The organism is Paucibacter hankyongi, assembly GCF_037482915.1.
In the GTDB taxonomy this organism is placed as follows: Bacteria; Pseudomonadota; Gammaproteobacteria; order Burkholderiales; family Burkholderiaceae_C; genus Paucibacter_A; species Paucibacter_A hankyongi.
The window spans coordinates 1-19,247 of the sequence record NZ_JBBHJX010000002.1 but is presented as its reverse complement, the minus strand read 5'-3'; the positions used below and the strand labels follow the sequence as shown (position 1 = coordinate 19,247).

Here is a 19,247-nt window from a genome sequence, read left to right as displayed (position 1 = left end):
CCTCAGTACCAGGGTGCGCTCAGCTGCTCGGTAGCCAGCATGCGCTGCAGGGCCGGGCGCGCCGCCATGCGCTGCAGATAAGCGCCAATCTGCGCAAAGTCGCGCGCCGGGCGGCTGGCAAAGCCACGCGTCCAGCGGCACAACATAAAGGCCAGCGCATCGACCGCGCTGTAGTTCGCGCCCAGCACCCAGGCTTGGCCATGGCTGGCCAATTGCGCCTCCAGCTGATCCAGCAAAGCAAGGACGCGGGCCTCGGCCTGAGCTTTCACTTCGGCGACGCCCTCGGTGTTGCCCTCTTTCACCCAACGCTCCGGGTAGAAGTAGGCCAGCAAGGCCGGTTGCAGCGTGTTGGTCAACCAGACCATCCATTTGTAAAACTGCGCACGCTCGGCACTACCCAGCGCCGGTGCCAGTTGCGCAGCCGGATGCGTGTCGGCCAGGTGCATCAGGATGGCGGCGGTCTCGTACAAGACGATGTCCCCATCCACCAGCACCGGAATCAGCCCATTCGGATTGAGCTTCAAGTACTCCGGCGATTTGTGCGCATTGTTGTCACGGTCGACCTTCTTCAACTCGAAGGGCAGGCCGATTTCTTCCAGCAAGAGGTGCGGGGCCATGCTGGCATTGCTGGGGTAGTAGTGCAGTTGAACCATGGTGTGTGGGCGAAAAGTGAGTGGCAGTGTTGCGATGAAACGGCTCCAGCATCCTAGCCTTACGGCCTCGCTCGCCGGTCGCTGCAAGAATTTTCGCAAAACATGTAAAACATGCTTTACACGGCGGATCACAAGGGCTACAGTGGAAAGCATGCTTTACACCACAAGGAGCAACAAAGCATGAACCACAAACAGTATTTGAAAGAACTCGGTATGGCACTGCTGGCTTATGCGGGGATCTTGGTCGGCTCGATCAGCTGGCTGAACAGCCATGACGACATGTCCTCACCCGGGCGCGACCTGTTGGCGCTGAGCCCGATGTTGCCGGCCGCCTTGGTGGTCTGGGCCATCCTGCGCCAACTGGGGCGGCTGGATGAGTTGCAGCGCCGCGTCCAATTCGAGGCGCTGGCCATGTCCTTTGCCGGCACCGCCTTCATCAGCTTCAGCTATGGCTTCCTGGAGGGCCTGGGCTACCCGCGCCTGAGCATGTTTGTGATCTGGCCGCTGATGGCCGTCTTGTGGATGCTGGGCCTGGTGCTGGCCTCGAGGCGCTACAAATGAAAAACCTGCTGCGTGAACTGCGTGCCCAGCGCGGCTGGTCGCAAACCGAGTTGGCCGAACGGCTGAAGGTGTCGCGCCAGACCATCAACGCGATCGAGAACGAGCGCTACGACCCCAGCTTGCCGCTGGCCTTCGACATCGCCCGGGTGTTCGAGATGCCGATCGAGTCGATCTTCTCGGCCCACTGAAACCCGCCCACCGCCGACCCAGCTTGAACGCGGCAGATCGTGAAGAGGCCGCAAAGCCGGCTTCTTCTTGTTACGACCGATCTGCCGGCTCTGCTAAATTGGGGCCGTGCTTTTTGTCTCATCTCGTCAACCGCTGAACCGCCGGTCCGCCTGGGCTTGGGCCGCAACACTGCTGCTAGGCGCACTGGCGCCGGTGGCCATGGCGGCCGAATTCAAGGTTGACCTGATTCAGCTCGACCCCTGGGCCAAGCCCAACCCCGATCCAGTGCTCGCCGCCAACGAGCCCTATGTCGGCATCGTGGTGGATTTGTTCAAAGAGTTTGAGCGCCGCAGCGGCCATAAAACCGTGCGCATGTTGACGCCCTACGCCCGGGTGGAACGGGATCTGCAGCTTGGCGACATCGATTTCTCCATCATGGCCTGGGGCGATGCCCGCGCCGCCTACGCCAACCGCGGCACCGCCTTTGTGCCGCTGGAATTTGGCGTCAGGGCACGTCAAGGCGTGGTGCTCAAGAAGTACGATGATCTCAAGGCCATCGTCACCGCCGCACCGCGCGGCCTGAAGGTAGACCCGCGCTTTGATAGCGACCCCGCCGTACGGAAGGAGCTGGTGTTGGACTACACCCAGGCCGTGCGCATCACCGTGTCCCAGCGCGACGCCAAAGCGGTGGCCGGGTCACTGTCGTCCTTGGGGCACATCATTCACAAGCTCGGCTTAGAGTCCGAATTCGGCGATGTGCTGGTGCTGAACACCACCTATTTGACGGTGGCCTTTTCCAAGAAATCAAGCCAACTCGGCGCCGAAGCGCAGGTGAACGCCGTCTTCAAGACCATGGTCGACGACGGCACCGCCAAGAAGATCTACGAACGCTGGATGTTCCCGCCGAATCGCTGAGATCAATCGCTGGGTGCTGCCTCAACGCTGCCCAGCGCCACCATGGACAGAGTTAAAGCCCCTTGGCCCCTTGCAGACCAATGGCCAGGCCCCCATCGGCGCGCCGCAACTCCAGGCGAGTACCTTCAATGCGCAGCGTGGCGACGGACTCCAGCGCCTGCAAGAAGGCGCGCTCCTGCTCGGCCACGCCGGCATCCATGCACATCATCCGGGTACTGACCACCGGGCCGATCGACAACTTGCTGCCGCCCTCCAGCCGGTAGGCCCCATTGAACTGATTGCAACCCGCCGACCCACTGACACGCCCTTCAGCGCTGAAATTCAGCGTGACATGGCTGCCCGCCACCAGGCTGACAACGGCCTGTTTGCCATTGTTGATGCTGGTCGCGTTCCACTGCATGCCGACCAGAGACATCGGCTGCGGGGCCAGCGCTTGCAGCACCTGCCCGTCGGCACCCAGCAGCTCCAACATCCCCTGGCCGCTGACACGGTAGCTCTTGGCCTTGTGCAAGGCCTCCATAAAGGCTTGCGTCCTCGCCTCAATCTCGGGCGGGCAAGCCATCATGGTAGAAGCGCCGCGCGGCCCCAACTCAAAGCTCGCACCTTGGCTCTTGTAGGGCGCCGAAAAGCGATTGCAGCCATCGCTGCCGACCACCCGGCCGGCCTCGAAGCGAATCGTCGCGCCATGCGGCGCTGGCGACCCAGCGCCTGCACTCTGCACCCAGGCCGAACCCTCCAGCGCCGGCGGCAGCTCCGGTTTAGCGGGTGACACGGCCGAGCATCCCTGGAAACTGAGCGTCAGCAGCCATCCGGCCACGGCGGCGGAAACACCGGTCTTGTTCAGCAAAGCCATCATTCAAATCCTCCTGCGGCTTGATCAAGGTCGCGCCGCTCACGTTCACACCAAGGCAGGCAAGCTTCACGCTGTGGCGTCGAGGCTCTGCCGCAACTGGAATACATTGCCCTCGGGGTCATAGGCATTGCGCACAGTGAAGCCCGGCCCCGCGTAGCTGGGGCCGAACACCTCACCACCCAAGGCCCGTGCACGCTCGCCCGCTTCCGCAATGCTGGGCACGGTAAAGAACAGCTTGATGGCCTGCTCCTCGCGTACCGCGGGCGGACTGCTGATGCTGAAGCTGGCCGCAATCGGCGCCGCAAGCGCATGAATCACCAGCTGCATATCGGCAGACTCGAGCACCTGATGCTCGGCGCCCGCGTGCAGCACCTGCATCGCCAGCACTTGTTGATAAAAATTCGACAGCCGGGGCAGGCTGTGGGCGTAAATCATGGCGCCGGCGCGGGCGGGTCCTGGCATAGAGCTAACTTTCGAGTTGAAGACCCATTATGCGACCCAGGCGTAGAGCAACAGCTCTCGCCCGCTGTCCGGGAGGGTGAAGGTACGCTCCTGGTGCAGACCCAGCTTGCTCAGCAGCCCCTGCGAGGCCAGGTTGTAGGGGCGTGTCGTGGCCAGCACACGCTTGAGCCCCAGATCTTGCTGCGCAAAGCGAAGCACTTCCGTCGCCGCTTCCAAGGCATAGCCCTGGCCGCAAAACTGCGGCAGCAGCGCGAAACCAAGATCGGGGCCATCCAGATAATCTCGCTGCGACAGGCCACAAATGCCGATGGCTTCGCCCGTCGCTTTGAGCTCCACCGCGCAAAAGCCAAAGCCCAGCCGCGCGTACATCTCAACCGGGCCAGTGAGGATGTAGCGCTGGGCATCGTCCAAGGTCCGAACCCCGCGGTCGCCAATGAAGTGCAGCCAAGACGGGTCATTCAAGAGCTGGAGCATGAAGCCGGCATCGGCCGTAGGGTCGAGTCTTCGGATTCGCAGGCGTGAGCTTTCGAGGGTGCGCATCAAGGTCGGCTGTCGGAAGGAAGGGTCGATTCGCTACTGTCGCTGCATGGCGGAAGTCGAGCTTGCCAGCCTCGCCGCCCGGCTGCCGCTTAGCTCACCCGAAAGGTGAACTCCTGCATGGCGCGCACCTGGGTCGGCCTGCCATCCTTGCGCGGCACCTCAAACCGCCACCGCATGATGGCCTCCAGGCTCAGCGCGGCAAGCACCGAAGGCGGCGAACCCAGCACGGTCGGATTGCTGACGCGGCCGTCCTCTCCGACCGAAAAGACCACGCGCACAAGCCCGCTGATCTGGGCATCGCGGACTTGCTGCGGATAGTCGGGAAACGGCGAGCTGAGCGTTTTGAGCGGCGCATCCAGTTCGGCCACATTCGGCAGCTTGGCCATCAACTCGGCATGACTACGCTCGGCCGCTGCGCGCGACTCCGGCGTGCCATCCGTCCGCACCCGGTAGTTGGGCTCCATCGAAGAGCAAGCCACCAGCAAGGTGAGCAGGGAAAGAGGCAACAGACTGCGCATTGGGTGTCGGAGGAGACGGTGGCTGAGTTTGATGATTATGCCGAGGCCGCCCGGCTTCTCTTGATTGCGCTGAACTGAATCGCTAGCCCCGCACGTAAAACCCAGCCCATCAGCGACAACTGGTGCCAATCTCAGCGCTCACCTCAAGCCACTTGTCGCATTCACAAGAGCTTCTTGAGGGCCGCGTCAAGCTCTGCTTGCTGGATGGTCTTGCTCGCAAGCGGGCCCTCTTTGTTGCGCAGCGATAGGCGCAACTGAGCGCCCTCTCGTGTGATCGTGAGTTCCGAACCGTCGACCGCCGAGACGACCACCGGTTGCTCTGAGACGGTCTCGTTGCCGGGTGCAGCTCCGACGGGCCGGCTCAGCACGGTGGTCCTGCGGATCTTCAAGGCTTGCGCGAAGTTGTTGTTTGAAACCGTGGACTGAGTCTCAATGAAACTCTGCTCAACGCCGCCTTGCGCAACGAATTTCTGGTCATGGCGCACACTCATCTCGGCATTGATGAACAAACTCTCCCGGCTGAGCCGATAGCTGGCTGACCCTCCATACACCCCGCTAGAAGACACTCGAATGAAGCTACCGCCGTTGAGCACCGGCGCGTCCGCCCCAATGAGCCCCGCTTCTGACAAAAAGTTGTAGGAGGATTTCCAGTTTTTGTAGTTTGTGGACACCATCTCTTCGCCCGCATTCGCCTGCCTGCCCATCTGCATGTCACCGGATGTCAGCACCAGCTCCCTACCGCTGAAGCTGTGCTTACAAGCATCGGGCGTGAGACTGAATTCAACATCACTCTGCTTATAGGCGACCGAACCCGAAGTCGAACACTTCTTGGTACCGGCCCCATTCGCACCGTTTGAGAACTCGCTCTGCAAGAACAGCGCAGCACTGACGTAGCCGCTTTGCCTGTTTTCGAATTCACTCAAGGCAGCGACCTCCACCATGTTCTCGGCCGTGATCCGCGAGGCTTGTGCCGGGTCTTCTGAGCTCCCGCCGCCGCAAGCCGTCAAAGCGAGGCTGAAACTCAAGCCAAGCGCACTACCGAGAAGACGCTTGCGAAAGCAAGTGTCGATTTGATGGGTTCGAATCATGAGGCTCTCCCTGTTGGTATGAACAGGGGGAGTTTCTCGGCCGAGCTCTAGAGCGTCAAAGCACCTGGGCGAGGTAGCGATGCAAGCGCCCAAAGAGTCCATGTGACGCTACTTTGCCTGGACAAGCCATCCGGGGCGGGTGGCCTAACGCCGCATTTTATCGATTTAGTACCGGGGCAATGATCACGGACCCCAGCGGGGGTTCAGCGCTTACCTCACGCCCACTGCACCGCGCGCCCGGCCGTGTACCAGGCCTCAATCCGCTCGGCCACTTCGGCTTCAATGCGGTTGCGGCGAATTTTCATGGTCGGGGTCAGGCAGCCGTTTTCTATCGTCCAGGGTTCTTGGGCGATCACCAACATGCACAGCTTCTCGTAGTCAGGCAGCGCCGCGTTGACGGTTTTCAGATGCTCGCCCAAGGACTGTTCCACCTCGGTATGCAAGGCCGATCCGGGCCCCGCTTGCTTGATCTTGGCGCGCAGGTCTTCACTCAAGACCACCAGGCCAAAGGCCGCCGACTGGCCAACGCCGGCGACCAAGGTGATCTCCACCATCGGGTGCGCGTTCAGTCGGTTTTCCACAGGGGCCGGCGCCACGTACTTGCCCTTGGCGGTCTTGAACAACTCCTTGACGCGGCCGGTCAGCTTGAGCATGCCGTCACTGGCGCGGCGCTCGCCCTTGTCGCCGGTGCGGAAGAAGCCATCGGCGGTCAGGCATTCCTGGTCCAGATCGGGGCGCTTGTAATAGCCCACCAGCTGACCCGGCGACTTGATCAGGATTTCGCCCTCCTCGCTCAGCTTGCACTCCACGCCAGGCAAAGGAATGCCGACACAACCCGTTTCATGCAGGCTGTTGGTGGAGCTGTGGGAGTAGGCAAAGTCCTCGGTCATGCCATAGCCTTCGAGCAGGTTCAGGCCGAGGCGCCGATACCAGGCAATCAGCTCTGGCGGGATCGGCGCCGAGGCGCTCATCGCCGCCTTCACCTGATCCAAACCCAAGCCCTTCAGCACCTTCTTGCGCACGATGCCGCCGAGCAGCGGAATCTTCAGCAGCCGCTCGAGCTTTTGCGCCGGCATCTTGCTGAACACGCCTTGCTGGAACTTCAACCACAGGCGCGGCACCGAGCAGAACACCGTCGGCCGGGCGCGGCACAGGTCCTGCACAAAGGTGTCCAGCGACTCGGCAAAGAACACATGGGTTTGGCCCTCCATCAAGGAGGTGCATTCCAGGCAGGCGCGCTCATAGACATGGGCCAGCGGCAAATAGGACAGCACGCGCTGCTCCGGCACAGGGCCAGCCAGACTGCGGATAAAGGCCACGGCACCCTCGGTCGCCGCGGTGACGCGCCCAAAGCTGTGCATCACCCCCTTGGGCTGGCCGGTCGAGCCCGAGGTGTAGATCAGCATGGCCAAGTCATCTGGCCGACGCTGCGGCCGACCGCCCAGCGGCGTGCTGCGCGCCGTGATGGCCTCCCAACTCTCAAAGCCGGGCTGGTTCTTGGCCTCGGCCGGCGCCAGCGGCAAGGTGATGCACGGCAGCTGCGCCGACACGCCGGGCGCCTGCGCGGGCCAGGTGTCGAGCTTGCCGACAAAGAGCAGGCTGGCCTCGCTGTGCTCCAGCACAAAGCGCACCGTGTCGGCCGTCTCGGTCGGGAAGATCGCCACCGTGGTGCCGCCCGCCATCCAGATGGCCAGCTCGGCCATGATGAAGTGCGCGCAATTCTTGGAGAGGATGGCAATGCGCGCGCCGGGCGCCAGTTGCAGGCTGAGCAGGTGCGTCGCCATGCGGCGAGCCTGGTCCATGGTCTGGCCCCAGCTGTAGTCCAGCACCTGGCCGCCGCCGATCGGCTGGGTCAGATAGACCTGGTTCGGGCGTGCGGCCTCGTGCTCATAGACATGCTCAAGTATCAGCTTGGGGCTAGACCTCATGGCGCGCACTCTCCGGGGATGGGAATGCCAAATTATGGGCAGCCGCCGGGTGCGCGCCGATGAGCAGTCACCCTAGGTCACGTTGTTTTTGAAGAACTGGCTGACGCCGCGCCGCGCGACCCGAATGGGCCGGGCAGCGGGCACGACAGCCGGCGATTCAGCCAAACTTATTCACCCAGCCAGCGGCGCAGCAGCTCGCGCTCCAAGGCCGGCAGCTGGTGCACCGAGACCCAGCTCGATTTGTCGGCGCGGTACAGATACTCGGGCGCAGCGGCGCTGGCAATGCGCTGGCGCAGCGGCGCCACCGTGGCCTGGGCCTCGGTCTCCTGGCTTTGGACACGCAGCGCGGCCGCCTTGACGATGCGCGCCAGATCCGACCAGGGGCCCTTGGCCAGCGCCGCATCGGCCTGCCGCACCGCGCCGGCGGCGTCGCGCTCGGCCAGCGTCAGCCAGGCTTGCAGCGCCAGCAGGCGCGGCTCCTGATCATCCAGCAGTCGCGCTTCCTTCAGCTGCGCGCGGGCCTGCGGCAAACGCCCGGCACGCAGCAGGTCTTGAATCAGATCGGCCCGCAGCTCGACCACGCCGGTGCGCAAGCGCAGCGCCTTCTCGTAGACGGCGAAGGCCTCGTCCCAACGCTCGGCCAGGCCCAGGGCGGCGGCCCGGCCCCACAGCGCTTCGGGGCTGTCGGACTGGTAGCCCAACGCGGCGTCAAAGGCGCTGAGCGCGCCCGCCGCATCGCCCAGATTGCGGTAGGCCTCGCCCAGGCTCAGCTCAACGCGGTAGCGGTCTTCACCCTCCAGCTGATCGCGGCCAGCGGCTAGCGTCTGGCTCAAGGCGAGCAAGGGCTGGCCGGCATGCCAGCCAGCATCCAGCGCACTGACCCGCAACTGGCCGCTGCGCGGGTAGAGGCTCAGCGCTCGCGTCGCCACCGCGCGGGCCTCGGCCCGCTGGCCCAGAATGGCGTGGCCATTCAGCAGCGAGGCCAGCACCTGTTCATCGTCCGGCGCCACCTGGGCGGCGCGGGCGAACAGCTGTTGCGCCGCCTCGGCCTGGCCCTCTTCCAACTTCTGGTTGCCGGCATTGACCAACGCAATCGGCAGGCTGGCGCGCACATCGCTGCGTTCGAAGTGACGCTGCACCAAGGCCATCAGCGCCGGGTCCATGCTTTGCAGACGCTCGCGCACGATTTCGCGCTTGTCATAGGCATCGCGGCGCGGCGAGTCATAACTGTTCGCGCCCTCGGCAAAGTATTCCCACACCGAACCGCCAGCGTAGCGCGACAGGAAACCGTTTTGGCTGGCTTCGTCGCGGGTTTTAGCCTGACGGTACAGCTCCTGAATCTCACGCGCCTGGTCGGCCGTCATGATGCCGTGCACCTGGTGCGTCAGCTCATGCAGCACGGTGTTGTACTGATCAAAGATCGAACGCTCCACATCCTCGATGCCGGTGACGGTGTTGAAACCACCGGCGCCGCGCACATCGTCCCAGAGCCGCGAGTCGTAGTTGATGCGGGCATCCTTCAAGGCCTGCGCGCCCGGCGTTTCCGACAGCTTCAGATGCAGCGGCTTGATGAAGTGCGTCAAGCCACCCTCCAGCAGCACCGGGATATAAGCCTTCCAGGGCGCGACCGACAAGGCCACGCGCTTTTGATGGCGCGGCGACAGCTCGGCCCAGTTCAAGACATAGCGCTCGATGCCGGGCACTTCGGGCATCGGCGTGGCGGCGAAGCGGGCCTCGGCGGCGGCCCGGTGAATATCCACCGCCATGCGCTGCGACTCGATCGCCTTGGCCAGCACCGCATGCGCCCGTCCGTAGCCGGCCTGCTGACGCAGGGCCTGGAAGCTGAGCGTTTCGGCGCCCTTGAAGTCGCCGCGCACAAAGGCTTCCGAGGCCTTCAAGGTCAACGCCTTGGCTTCGGCGAATGCCTTCGGGTTCAGCGCAGCCAACTCGCTGTAGTTCTTGCGCGCATAACCGTTGCCGAGATGGTAATGGGCCATTTCGTGGCGCGGATTCAGGGCCACGGCGCGCTCGGAGGCGGCAATCGCCGCATCGGTGCGTCCGAGGCGAATCAAGGCATCGGCCTGGGCCATCAGCGTGTCGGCCGTCGGGTATTGCTTGAGGCTGGCTTCTTGCAGCTTGAGCGCGCCTTCGTAGTCGCGCAATTGAAAAACCACCTGGCCCTGGCCGCGCAGCGCGGCGGCCCGGTCCATCGGCGTGGGGCTGAGCTGCAGGGCCCGTTCAAAACAAGCCTTGGCGCGCTCGAAGTTGCGCTGCTCCAGCGCCAGACGGCCGGCAGCCTGGAAGTCGGCGGCCATCAGGCCCTTGCGCTGCGGGTCCAGCACGTCGCGGGTCTGGGCATCCACCGTAGCCAGGTCTTCGCGGATAAAGCCCCATTGGTAGAGCTGGGTCCGCTCGGCATTGCTGAGCATCGGCTTGCGCTGCAAGGCCTCGATCAAGACCCCGGCAGCGCGGTAGTCCTGCTGGATCAACAGGCGCTCGATCTGCAGGGCCGAGTCGGCCGGCTGTGCCGCCTTGGGGGCATTCTTGGGCGCGGCCTTCTTTGCCGCCGGCTTGCCGGCCTTGGCACTTTGGCTCGGCTTGACGGTCTTGTGCGCGGCATTGTGGGCGGGCTTGCTGGGGGCAGCGTGAGCCGGGGCCACCATCGCCGTGCCGAAGGCGCAAACAAGACTCAGCCAAAGATGACAGGCCGAGCCTGCCTTGCGGATCATGGGCATGGAAAGAAACCGTGGTTTAGAAGAGAAAATAGGTGTGAGCTTAAGCGGACGCCGAGACCATTGCGAAAGTCAGCCTCAGCGGGTGGGGGGGCGCCGCACATGCAGGGCGAGCCACCCCGCTAGGGCGGCGTCGGCGCAAAGCCATTGGCACTGCGGCAGCGCTGAATATCGCAAGCGGTGGGCAAGATGCTGCGGTACTCGGCGACTGAGTTCAGCAACGAGCGGTCGCGCGCATAACACTGCCCGCCCTTGCCGTCGTGGTAGTAAGAGGTGACGTCCACGCAGCGGCGCGAATGCGCCATCAGGCCAAAGAAGTGGCCCATCTCATGCGAGACCACCATCTGCAAGGTCTGCTCCGCCGGGTGCTTGGGATTGCGGCTGCGCAGCAGCTGGAACGAGGCCGCGCTCAGCGCCAGCGTGCGTTGGCCCAGGTTCGCCAGACCGAAATTGCCCATGCTGCCCGGCTCGCTCCATTGCACGACGATGGCGCCGGCCGGCAGGTCATCCTGCGGACCGAGCACTTGCACCCGGCTCTCTATCCCACAGCCCGCCCAGGCCTTGGAAGCGCGCCGCAAGCTGCCGAGCACAGCGTCCGCGCTGAACCAGGCGGGCGCACCCGCATGCCAGTACACAAAGCGCAGCGGCTTGCTCAAGGCCGGGCGATCCCGCCCATCGCCCCAGGTGACGATCTCGCCGGGCCGGCATTCGGCAATCTCTTGTTCGCGCACCGAGGTCTGCGCCGAGGCGGCGCTGGCCAAAACACTCAGCCCCAATGCCAAGGCTCGACTAAATCGCACAACCACTCTCGGCGCCGGAGCGCAGCTGCGAGCTACTCAGTTGCACACCGTAGCGTTCCGCCGTCATGTGCGCCAGGATGGCCAGCGCGATCTCGGGCGGCGTGCGCGCGCCGATGTTCAGGCCCACCGGTCCATGCAGGCGCGCCAGCTGCTCAGGGCTGACATCGAAATGCTCGGCCAAGCGCGACTTGCGCTTGGCTTGGTTGACCCGCGAGCCAATCGCGCCGACATAAAAGGCCGGGCTTTTGAGCGCCTCCATCAGCGCCAGGTCGTCGAGCTTGGGGTCATGGGTCAGGGCCACCACGGCGCTGTGCCCGTCGGGCGCGAAGGCGCTCACCACATCGTCGGGCATCTCGCGCGTCAAGGTGCAGCCCGGCACGGCAAAGCCTTCGGCGTACTCTTCGCGCGGGTCACAGATCAGCACCTGATAGTCCAGCCCAAGCGCCATGCTGGCCAGGTATTGGGTCATCTGGCCGGCGCCGATGATCAGCAGGCGCCATTGCGGGCCGTGGTGGGTGACCAAGGTCTGCGCGTTCAGGCTCAAGAGATCGGCGCCAGCCTGGGGCGCACTCAAGGAGACGGCACCGCTGGCCAGGTCCAGGCTGCGGCAAACGCGCTCGCCGCGGTCCAGCCGGGCCAGCAGTTCGGTGATTTGCGAGTCGGCCCCCAAGGGCTCCAACATCAACTCCAGAGTGCCGCCGCAAGGCAGGCCGAAACGGGTCGCCTCTTCGGCGCCAACGCCGTAGCGCATCAGCTCCGGCCCTTGCAGCTTCAGGGCGCCCTCGCGCACCCTGGCAATCAAATCGTCTTCGATACAGCCGCCCGACACCGAGCCGGCGATCTGCCCGTCGTCGCGTACCGCCACCACCGAGCCCACCGGGCGCGGCGCCGAGCCCCAGGTGCGGGTGATGGTGCCCAGCACCACCGTGTGGCCCTGCGCGCGCCATTGGGCGACCTGACGCAACACAGCAAGATCGACGTTGTCCATGCTCTCGGCCTCCTCCGCCTATATGGGGCTAGCCCTCAGCCGCGGTGACGCAGCGCGGCATCCAGTTGGTCAACCAATTCGGCCCAGTCAGCGTCATCGCAGCGCTGCTCGCACAGCATCTCGGCCTGCACCGGGCTCCAGAACGGCGCATCGGCCAGGCGGAATTCCGACGCCAAGGGCGCATGGCGCGTCAAGAAGGCGTGGATGCCGGCCGGATCATTGGGCAGACCCAGCTGGGCAAACAGTTCGTTGAAACGGTGGTGAGTCTTTTCCATGATGTGTTGGGCTACCGGACAAAGCAGGACCTGATGCAGATGTTCGCACGATCCGGCGCCGGCCTGGACCGCGCCGACGCCCGAAGTGTGAGGCCATGTATCAAGTCGGGACACAAGCCTCAAGCGCAACAGTCTATGTATGCGCATACATGGGGGTAAACCGTGGGTGGCGCCGGGCCGGCGCTGCGGCGACGATAGCCCTTGGACCGGCGCCCTCAGCGCTTGGCCGGCGCCACCTTCCAGGAGACAAACAATGAGCTCGCACAAGATCACGCTCAGGGTCAATGGCAAAGCGGTCACGCGCGAGGTCGCGTCGGATCGCCTGCTTTCGCAACTGCTGCGCGAGGACCTCGCGCTCACCGGCACCCATATCGGCTGCGACACCGGCCAATGCGGCGCCTGCACCGTGCATCTGAACGGCCGCGCGGTGAAGAGCTGCGTGATGTTGGCCGTGCAGGCCAGCGGCGCCGAGATCAGCACCATCGAAGGCTTGGCCGCCGCCGACGGCACTTTGCACCCGATGCAAGCCGCCTTCAAGGAGTGCCATGGCCTGCAATGCGGCTTTTGCACACCGGGCATGGTGATGAGCGCGGTGGACCTCGTGCAGCACCACGGCTGTCACTCTGAGGCTCAAGTCCGCGAAGCCCTGGAAGGCAATCTCTGCCGCTGCACCGGCTACCAGAACATCGTCAAGGCGGTGCAGCTCGGCGCCACTGGCATGCAAGCAGAAGGGAGCAAGTGATGACAACCAGCACCACCCCTCAAGCCGGCCTGATTGGCCAAAGCCTGCGCCGCCGCGAGGACGGCCGCTTTCTGACCGGGCGCGGCCAGTACACCGATGACATCGTGCTGCCGCGCCAGACTTATGCCTACTTTCTGCGCTCGCCCTATGCCCACGCCCGCATTGGCAACATCAACACCACGGCCGCTGCCGCCGCCGAGGGCGTGCTGGCCATCTACACCGGCGAGCATTTCCGCGCCGTGGGCGGCCTGCCCTGTGGCTGGCTGATCAACAGCCTGGACGGCTCGCCGATGAAGGAGCCCAAGCACCCCATCCTGGCCGATGGCAAAGCACGTTATGTGGGCGACCAGGTTGCCCTGGTGGTAGCCGAAACTTATGAGCAAGCCAAGGCTGCGGCGCAGCTGATCGAGGTGGACTACCAAGAGCTGGTGCCGGTGGTGGACACCGCGCGAGCCAAGAACTTCGCCAGCAGTGTGCACACCGAGGCGCCCGACAACGTCTGCTACACCTGGGGCTGCGGCGACGCGGCCGCCACCGACACGGCCTTCAAGGGCGCTGCCCATGTGACGCGGCTGGAGTTCCGCAACAACCGGCTGATTCCTAACGCGATTGAGCCGCGTGCAGCGAATGCCAGCTACAACCCCGGCGACGAGAGCTACACGCTCTATGTGGCCAACCAAAACCCGCATGTCGAGCGCCTGCTGATGTGCGCTTTTGTGCTGGGCATTCCCGAGCACAAGGTGCGGGTGGTGGCGCCTGATGTGGGCGGCGGCTTCGGCTCCAAGATCTTTCTTTATGCCGAAGAAACCGCGCTGACCTGGGCCAGCAAGCAGATCGGCCGGCCGATCAAATGGACGGCCGAGCGCAGCGAAAGCTTCCTCACCGACGCCCATGGCCGCGACCACGCCACCGTGGCCGAGCTGGCCATGGACGCAAACGGCAAGTTCCTCGGCATGCGGGTGCACACCACCGCCAATCTGGGCGCCTATCTGTCCACCTTTGCCTCCAGCGTGCCGACGATTCTGTACGCCACGCTGCTGGCCGGCCAGTACACCACGCCGGCCATCTACGCCGAGGTCACCGGTGTGTTCACCAACACCGCGCCGGTGGACGCCTACCGCGGCGCCGGCCGGCCCGAGGCGACCTATGTGGTGGAGCGCCTGGTGGAAACCGCCGCGCGCGAGCTGAAGATCGACCCGGCCGAGCTGCGCCGGCGCAACTTCATTCGCAGCTTCCCCTACGCCACACCGGTGGGCCTGAGCTACGACATTGGCGACTACGACGCCACCTTGAACAGCGTGGTCGAGCTGGCCGATGTGGCCGGCTTTGCCGCACGCCGCGCCGCCAGCGAGGCCAAGGGCTTCAAACGTGGCATCGGCTACTCCACCTATATCGAGGCCTGCGGCCTGGCGCCGTCGAATATCGCTGGCGCTCTGGGCGCACGCGCCGGTTTGTTTGAAGCCGGCGAGGTGCGGGTGCACCCCACCGGCAAGGTCACCATCTTCACCGGCAGCCACTCGCACGGCCAGGGCCATGAAACCACCTTCGCCCAGGTGGTGGCCGACAAGCTGGGCATTCCCTTTGAAGACGTCGACATCCAGCATGGCGACACCGGCAAGGTCTTGTTCGGCATGGGCACTTACGGCAGCCGCTCGCTCTCGGTGGGCGGCACCGCCATCGTCAAGGCGGTGGACAAGGTGATTGCCAAGGGCAAGAAGATCGCCGCCCATTTGCTGGAGGCGGCCGACACCGACATCGAGTTTGAAAACGGCGTCTTCAAGGTCTCCGGCACCGACAAGAGCGTGCCCTTCGCCTCCGTCTCGCTCACGGCCTATGTGCCGCACAACTACCCGCTGGCCACGCTGGAGCCGGGTCTGAACGAGAACGCCTTTTACGACCCCACCAACTTCACCTACCCCGCCGGCAGCTATGTCTGCGAGGTGGAGGTGGACCCCTTGACCGGCCAGGTGCGGGTGGACCGCTTCAGCGCGGTGGACGACTTCGGCAATATCGTCAACCCGATGATCGTCGAAGGCCAGGTGCATGGCGGCATCGCCCAAGGCATCGGCCAGGCGCTGCTGGAGCATGGCATTTACGACGTGGACAGCGGCCAGCTGCTGACCGGCAGCTATATGGACTACGCCATGCCGCGCGCCGACGACCTGCCCAGCTTCCAGGTCCAAACCGCCAAAGGGACGCCCTGCACCCACAACCCGCTGGGCGTGAAGGGCTGCGGCGAGGCCGGCGCCATCGGCTCGCCGCCGGCTGTCATCAACGCCATCTGCGACGCGCTCGGGCTGAAAGACCTGCCCATGCCGGCCACGCCGCACACCGTGTGGCAAGCGATCCAAGCCAGCCGCTGACCAGCCCTTGACGAGGAACATCCCATCATGAGCAGCTTCAACTTCATCCAAGCCGCCAGCGTGGCGGAGGCCGCCAAGGCCGCAGCCGGCTCTGAGGCCAAGATCATTGCCGGGGGTCAGTCCTTGCTCGGCGCCATCAAGCTGGGCTTGGCCACGCCGGAGTCCCTGGTCGATCTGAGCGCCCTGGCCGACCTGAAAGGCATACGCCTGGACGGCGCCAAGCTCACCATCGGCGCGATGAGCACCCATGCCGCCGTGGCCGCCTCGCGCGAGGTGCAGCAGGCCATCCCCGCGCTGGCCGACTTGGCCGGCCACATCGGCGACCGCCAGGTGCGCAACCGCGGCACCCTGGGCGGCAGCCTGGCCAATAACGACCCCGCCGCCTGCTACCCCGCCGCCGTGCTGGGCCTGGGCGCCACGGTCTACACCGACCGGCGCAGCATCCCCGCCGACGCCTTTTTCACCGGCATGTTCGAAACCGCCTTGCAGCCCGGCGAAATCATCACCTCGGTGAGCTTCCCAGTGCCGGAAAAGGCCGCTTGGCAAAAGTTCAAACAGCCGGCCTCGCGCTTTTCCATCGTTGGCGTCTTCGTCGCCAAGACGGCCGGCGGCGTGCGCGTGGCCGTCACTGGCGCGGGGCCGGTGGTGTTCCGCGCTGCGGAGGTGGAAGCAGCCCTGAGCCAAAGCTGGAGCCCCGCTGCCACGCAGGGCCTCAGCATCAGCTCCGACGGATTGAACAGCGATCTGCACGGCTCGGCCGAGTACCGCGCGGCGCTGATCCCGGTCTTGGCCGGGCGGGCGGTGGCGGCGGCGCGGTGAATGCGCTGCCGGCCTCCATCGACGAGACCGCCGCCGGCTTGCTCGCGCAAGGCTATGTGGCGCCGCGCGAGCTGAGCACGGCGGTGTTTCTGGCGCTGCGCCTGCAGCGGCCGCTGTTTCTGGAGGGCGAGCCCGGCACCGGCAAGACCGAGATCGCCAAGGCGCTGGCCGCCCTGCTCGGCCGGCCGCTGATTCGCCTGCAGTGCTACGAGGGCCTGGACCTGGCCGGCGCCGCTTATGAATGGAATTACGCCCGCCAGATGCTGGAGATCCGCATGGCCGAGGGCGAGGCCCGGCAGGCGCTGGCCGATGATTTGTTTGCGCCGCGTTTTTTGATCCCGCGTGCCTTGCTCAAGGCCATTGACCCCGCGCAGCCGGTGGCGCCGGTGCTCTTGATCGATGAGCTGGACCGCGCCGACGAGCCTTTTGAGGCCTATCTGCTGGAGGTCTTGAGCGACTACCAGATCAGCATCCCCGAGCTGGGCAGCATCGCCGCGCCGGCGGGCCGCCCGCCCATCGTCATCATCACCTCGAACCGCACGCGGGAGATCCACGATGCGGTGAAGCGGCGCTGTCTCTACCACTGGGTGGACTTCCCCGATGCGGCCCGCGAGCTGGAAATCTTGCGCCAGCGCGTGCCGCAAGCGCCCGAGGCGCTGGCGCGCCAAATCGTCGCTTTCATCCAGGGCTTGCGCGGGCTGGACCTGTACAAGCTGCCCGGCGTGGCCGAGACGATTGAATGGTCGCGCGCGCTGCTGGAGCTGAACGCCTTGGTACTGGACCCGGCCACGCTGCAGTCCACCCTGGGCGTGCTCTTGAAGTACCAGGACGATATCGCCCGGGTGCAGGGCTCCGAGGCGGCCCGGCTGCTGGAGCAGCTGCGGGTTGCTGGCCGTGGCTGAAGCTGATGCGGCGCGTCATTCCGCTGAGGCTCACGGTTACTTGGCGGAGAACGTCATGCACTTCGCCCGTGTGCTGCGCCAAGCCGGCATGGCGGTGGGCAGCGACCGGGTCTTGCTGAGCCTACAGGCCTTGCAGCTGGCGGGCCTCTCTTCACGCCAGGACTTTCACGCCACACTGGCGGCCTGCTTGATCGACCGGGCCGAGCACCGCGCGCTGTTCGACCAAGCCTTTCACATCTTCTGGCGCGAGCCCGACCTGCTCGGCCGGGTGATGCGCATGCTCTTGCCGCAAGCGCAGGCCAAGCCCGGCATGCCCGCGCTGCCGGAGAACCGGCGCTTGGCTCAGGCGCTGTTTCCGCATGCACCCACGCACAGCCCAGCGCCCGAGCCCGAGCAGCAAATCGAGATCGACGCCCGCCTGAGCTGGAGCGCCCGCGAGCTCTTGCGCCAGCAAGACTTCGACACCATGACGGCGCAGGAGTGGCTCGCCGCCAAGCGCTTGCTGGCGCAGCTGCAACACAGCTTGCTGTTTGAGCCGCGACCGACGCGACGCTGGGCCCCGGCTGCGCGCGGCCGGCTGGACTGGCGCGCCAGCCTGCGTGCCCAGGCGCGCGGCGAGCGCTTGGCCTTGCCGCGCCAGGCGCGCAAGACCAAGGTGGCGCCGCTGCTGATCTTGGCCGATATCTCCGGCTCCATGGGCCGCTACTCACGCATGCTTTTGCACCTGGCCCATGGCCTGGCCAACCCCGCGCAGCGCGGCGGCAGCCATATCCCCAAGGTCGAGAGCTTTGTCTTCGGCACCCGGCTCACCCCCATCACTCGACTGCTGAAACAGCGCGACCCCGACCTGGCCGTGGCGGCCGTGTCGCGCCGCGTGCAAGACTGGTCGGGCGGCACCCGCATCAGCGCTTGCCTGCAAGAATTCAACCACCGCTGGGCGCGCCGCCTTTTGCACAGCGACAGCACCGTGCTGCTGATCACCGACGGCCTGGAACAAGGCAGCGAAGCGGACCCGCAGTGCGCCGCCCTGGCCTTTGAAGCCGAACGCCTGCGCCTGAGTTGCCGCCGCCTGGTCTGGCTGAATCCGCTCTTGCGTTTTGAGGGCTTCGAGCCCAAGGCCGCCGGCGTGCGGGCGCTGCTGCCCGAAGTCTGCCTGCACCTGCCGGCGCACAATCTGGCCAGCTTGGAAGCGCTGGCGCAGCTGCTGGCGTCGCACACCAGAAAACCCAACTCATCAGGCTCATCATGAAGCTCACCGGCCAAGAAACCCTGCCCGTCTCGCAAGCCCAAGCCTGGGAAGCGCTGAACGACGCCGCCCTGCTGCAAGCCAGCATCAGCGGCTGCGAAAGCCTCACGCTGATCGGCGAGCATGAGTTCGAAGCCTTGATGACCGTGGCCATCGGCCCGGTCAAAGCCAAGTTCAAAGGCAAGCTCAAGCTCGCCGATCTGCAGCCGCCCGATAGCTACAGCCTGGCCTTTGAAGGCAGCGGCGGCGCCGCCGGCCACGGCAAAGGCACGGCCCAAGTGCGGCTCGAACCCCAAGGCCCCAACCAGACGCTGTTGCATTACGAGGTGCAAGCCAGCGTCGGCGGCAAGATCGCCCAAATCGGCTCCCGCCTGGTGGACATGGCCGCGCAGAAGATGGCCGGCGATTTCTTCTCAGCTTTCAATACCGCGTTGCAGGCGCGTTATGGGGTGGCGGCTGCTGCGCCGGTTCCGGCAGAAGACGGAGCAGCTGAGGTGGAGAAAAAGAGTCTGTTCCAGCGGGTGCTGGATTGGTATTTGGGGTGGTTGGGAAGGGTGTTTACGGGGAAGGTGTGAGGGCGCACATGTATGGGGCATGGAATTCGTAGCCCACAAAGAGATGCCAGTGGATCAAGAACCTGGGACCAAAGACAGTTTTCAAAAGTGGTTTTACAGCCAGGCAGCCCCTTGCTGAT

General features: G+C 65.1%; 20 protein-coding genes. 9 read left to right on the top strand and 11 right to left on the bottom strand.

What is annotated here, in order from left to right; translation table 11 throughout:
• Positions 1-2 precede the first annotated feature (2 nt).
• On the bottom strand, positions 3-653 hold the full coding sequence (locus tag WG899_RS03530) for a glutathione S-transferase family protein (protein ID WP_339594242.1): 651 nt from the start codon (positions 651-653) through the stop codon (positions 3-5).
• Positions 654-833: 180 nt separating this feature from the next.
• On the opposite strand from WG899_RS03530, the gene WG899_RS03525 reads away from it, so the two are divergent.
• The 3 genes from WG899_RS03525 (at position 834) to WG899_RS03515 (ending at position 2,297) form a co-directional block, all read left to right on the top strand.
• Positions 834-1,214, top strand: coding sequence for a hypothetical protein (locus WG899_RS03525; protein ID WP_339594241.1), 381 nt, complete (start codon positions 834-836; stop codon positions 1,212-1,214).
• Positions 1,211-1,402, top strand: coding sequence for a helix-turn-helix transcriptional regulator (locus WG899_RS03520; RefSeq protein WP_339594240.1), 192 nt, complete (start codon positions 1,211-1,213; stop codon positions 1,400-1,402). The genes WG899_RS03525 and WG899_RS03520 overlap by 4 nt, the downstream gene beginning before the upstream one ends.
• Positions 1,403-1,508: 106 nt before the next feature.
• Positions 1,509-2,297 carry a substrate-binding periplasmic protein gene (locus tag WG899_RS03515; RefSeq protein WP_339594239.1) on the top strand — a complete coding sequence of 263 codons (789 nt, stop codon included), beginning with the start codon at positions 1,509-1,511 and terminating at the stop codon, positions 2,295-2,297.
• Positions 2,298-2,349: 52 nt separating this feature from the next.
• Here WG899_RS03515 and WG899_RS03510 read toward each other — a convergent pair whose 3' ends face one another.
• From WG899_RS03510 to WG899_RS03465, 10 genes are all read right to left on the bottom strand, one after another.
• Positions 2,350-3,153 (bottom strand): META domain-containing protein, encoded by an 804-nt coding sequence (locus WG899_RS03510; RefSeq protein ID WP_339594238.1) that lies wholly within the window; start codon positions 3,151-3,153, stop codon positions 2,350-2,352.
• Between the two features lie 63 nt (positions 3,154-3,216).
• Positions 3,217-3,612 carry a VOC family protein gene (locus tag WG899_RS03505; RefSeq protein WP_339594237.1) on the bottom strand — a complete coding sequence of 132 codons (396 nt, stop codon included), beginning with the start codon at positions 3,610-3,612 and terminating at the stop codon, positions 3,217-3,219.
• A gap of 27 nt (positions 3,613-3,639) precedes the next feature.
• Positions 3,640-4,152 (bottom strand): GNAT family N-acetyltransferase, encoded by a 513-nt coding sequence (locus WG899_RS03500; RefSeq protein ID WP_339594236.1) that lies wholly within the window; start codon positions 4,150-4,152, stop codon positions 3,640-3,642.
• A gap of 89 nt (positions 4,153-4,241) precedes the next feature.
• Positions 4,242-4,670, bottom strand: a complete 429-nt coding sequence (locus WG899_RS03495; protein WP_339594235.1) for an energy transducer TonB — start codon at positions 4,668-4,670, stop codon at positions 4,242-4,244.
• A 161-nt stretch (positions 4,671-4,831) separates the two neighbouring features.
• Positions 4,832-5,758, bottom strand: a complete 927-nt coding sequence (locus tag WG899_RS03490; RefSeq protein ID WP_339594234.1) for a hypothetical protein — start codon at positions 5,756-5,758, stop codon at positions 4,832-4,834.
• Between the two features lie 215 nt (positions 5,759-5,973).
• Positions 5,974-7,686, bottom strand: a complete 1,713-nt coding sequence (locus WG899_RS03485; RefSeq protein ID WP_339594233.1) for an AMP-binding protein — start codon at positions 7,684-7,686, stop codon at positions 5,974-5,976.
• A gap of 167 nt (positions 7,687-7,853) precedes the next feature.
• A complete protein-coding gene (locus WG899_RS03480) occupies positions 7,854-10,421 on the bottom strand; it encodes a tetratricopeptide repeat protein (RefSeq protein WP_339594232.1) in 2,568 nt (855 codons plus the stop codon).
• A gap of 119 nt (positions 10,422-10,540) precedes the next feature.
• The gene (locus tag WG899_RS03475; RefSeq protein ID WP_339594231.1) at positions 10,541-11,218 is read right to left on the bottom strand and encodes a zinc metalloprotease; all 678 of its coding nucleotides are present in this window, start codon (positions 11,216-11,218) and stop codon (positions 10,541-10,543) included.
• Positions 11,208-12,206: an XdhC family protein gene (locus WG899_RS03470; protein ID WP_339594230.1), complete on the bottom strand. Its 999-nt coding sequence runs from the start codon at positions 12,204-12,206 to the stop codon at positions 11,208-11,210. The genes WG899_RS03475 and WG899_RS03470 overlap by 11 nt, the downstream gene beginning before the upstream one ends.
• Positions 12,207-12,241: 35 nt before the next feature.
• Entirely contained in the window at positions 12,242-12,481 is a 240-nt protein-coding gene (locus tag WG899_RS03465) for a DUF2789 domain-containing protein (protein WP_339594229.1), read from the bottom strand.
• A gap of 253 nt (positions 12,482-12,734) precedes the next feature.
• Between WG899_RS03465 and WG899_RS03460 the strand changes: the two genes are divergently transcribed.
• The 6 genes from WG899_RS03460 to WG899_RS03435 are packed head-to-tail and all read left to right on the top strand — an operon-like array spanning position 12,735 to position 19,128.
• Positions 12,735-13,223 (top strand): (2Fe-2S)-binding protein, encoded by a 489-nt coding sequence (locus WG899_RS03460; RefSeq protein WP_339594228.1) that lies wholly within the window; start codon positions 12,735-12,737, stop codon positions 13,221-13,223.
• Positions 13,223-15,586 carry a xanthine dehydrogenase family protein molybdopterin-binding subunit gene (locus WG899_RS03455; RefSeq protein ID WP_339594227.1) on the top strand — a complete coding sequence of 788 codons (2,364 nt, stop codon included), beginning with the start codon at positions 13,223-13,225 and terminating at the stop codon, positions 15,584-15,586. Before WG899_RS03460 ends, WG899_RS03455 begins: the two co-directional genes overlap by 1 nt.
• 27 nt (positions 15,587-15,613) lie before the next feature.
• Positions 15,614-16,405, top strand: a complete 792-nt coding sequence (locus WG899_RS03450; protein WP_339594226.1) for an FAD binding domain-containing protein — start codon at positions 15,614-15,616, stop codon at positions 16,403-16,405.
• A 5-nt stretch (positions 16,406-16,410) separates the two neighbouring features.
• Entirely contained in the window at positions 16,411-17,307 is an 897-nt protein-coding gene (locus WG899_RS03445; RefSeq protein WP_339594709.1) for an AAA family ATPase, read from the top strand.
• Positions 17,308-17,362: 55 nt separating this feature from the next.
• On the top strand, positions 17,363-18,556 hold the full coding sequence (locus WG899_RS03440) for a vWA domain-containing protein (RefSeq protein ID WP_339594225.1): 1,194 nt from the start codon (positions 17,363-17,365) through the stop codon (positions 18,554-18,556).
• Positions 18,553-19,128 (top strand): SRPBCC family protein, encoded by a 576-nt coding sequence (locus tag WG899_RS03435; protein ID WP_339594224.1) that lies wholly within the window; start codon positions 18,553-18,555, stop codon positions 19,126-19,128. Before WG899_RS03440 ends, WG899_RS03435 begins: the two co-directional genes overlap by 4 nt.
• Positions 19,129-19,247: the final 119 nt, after the last annotated feature.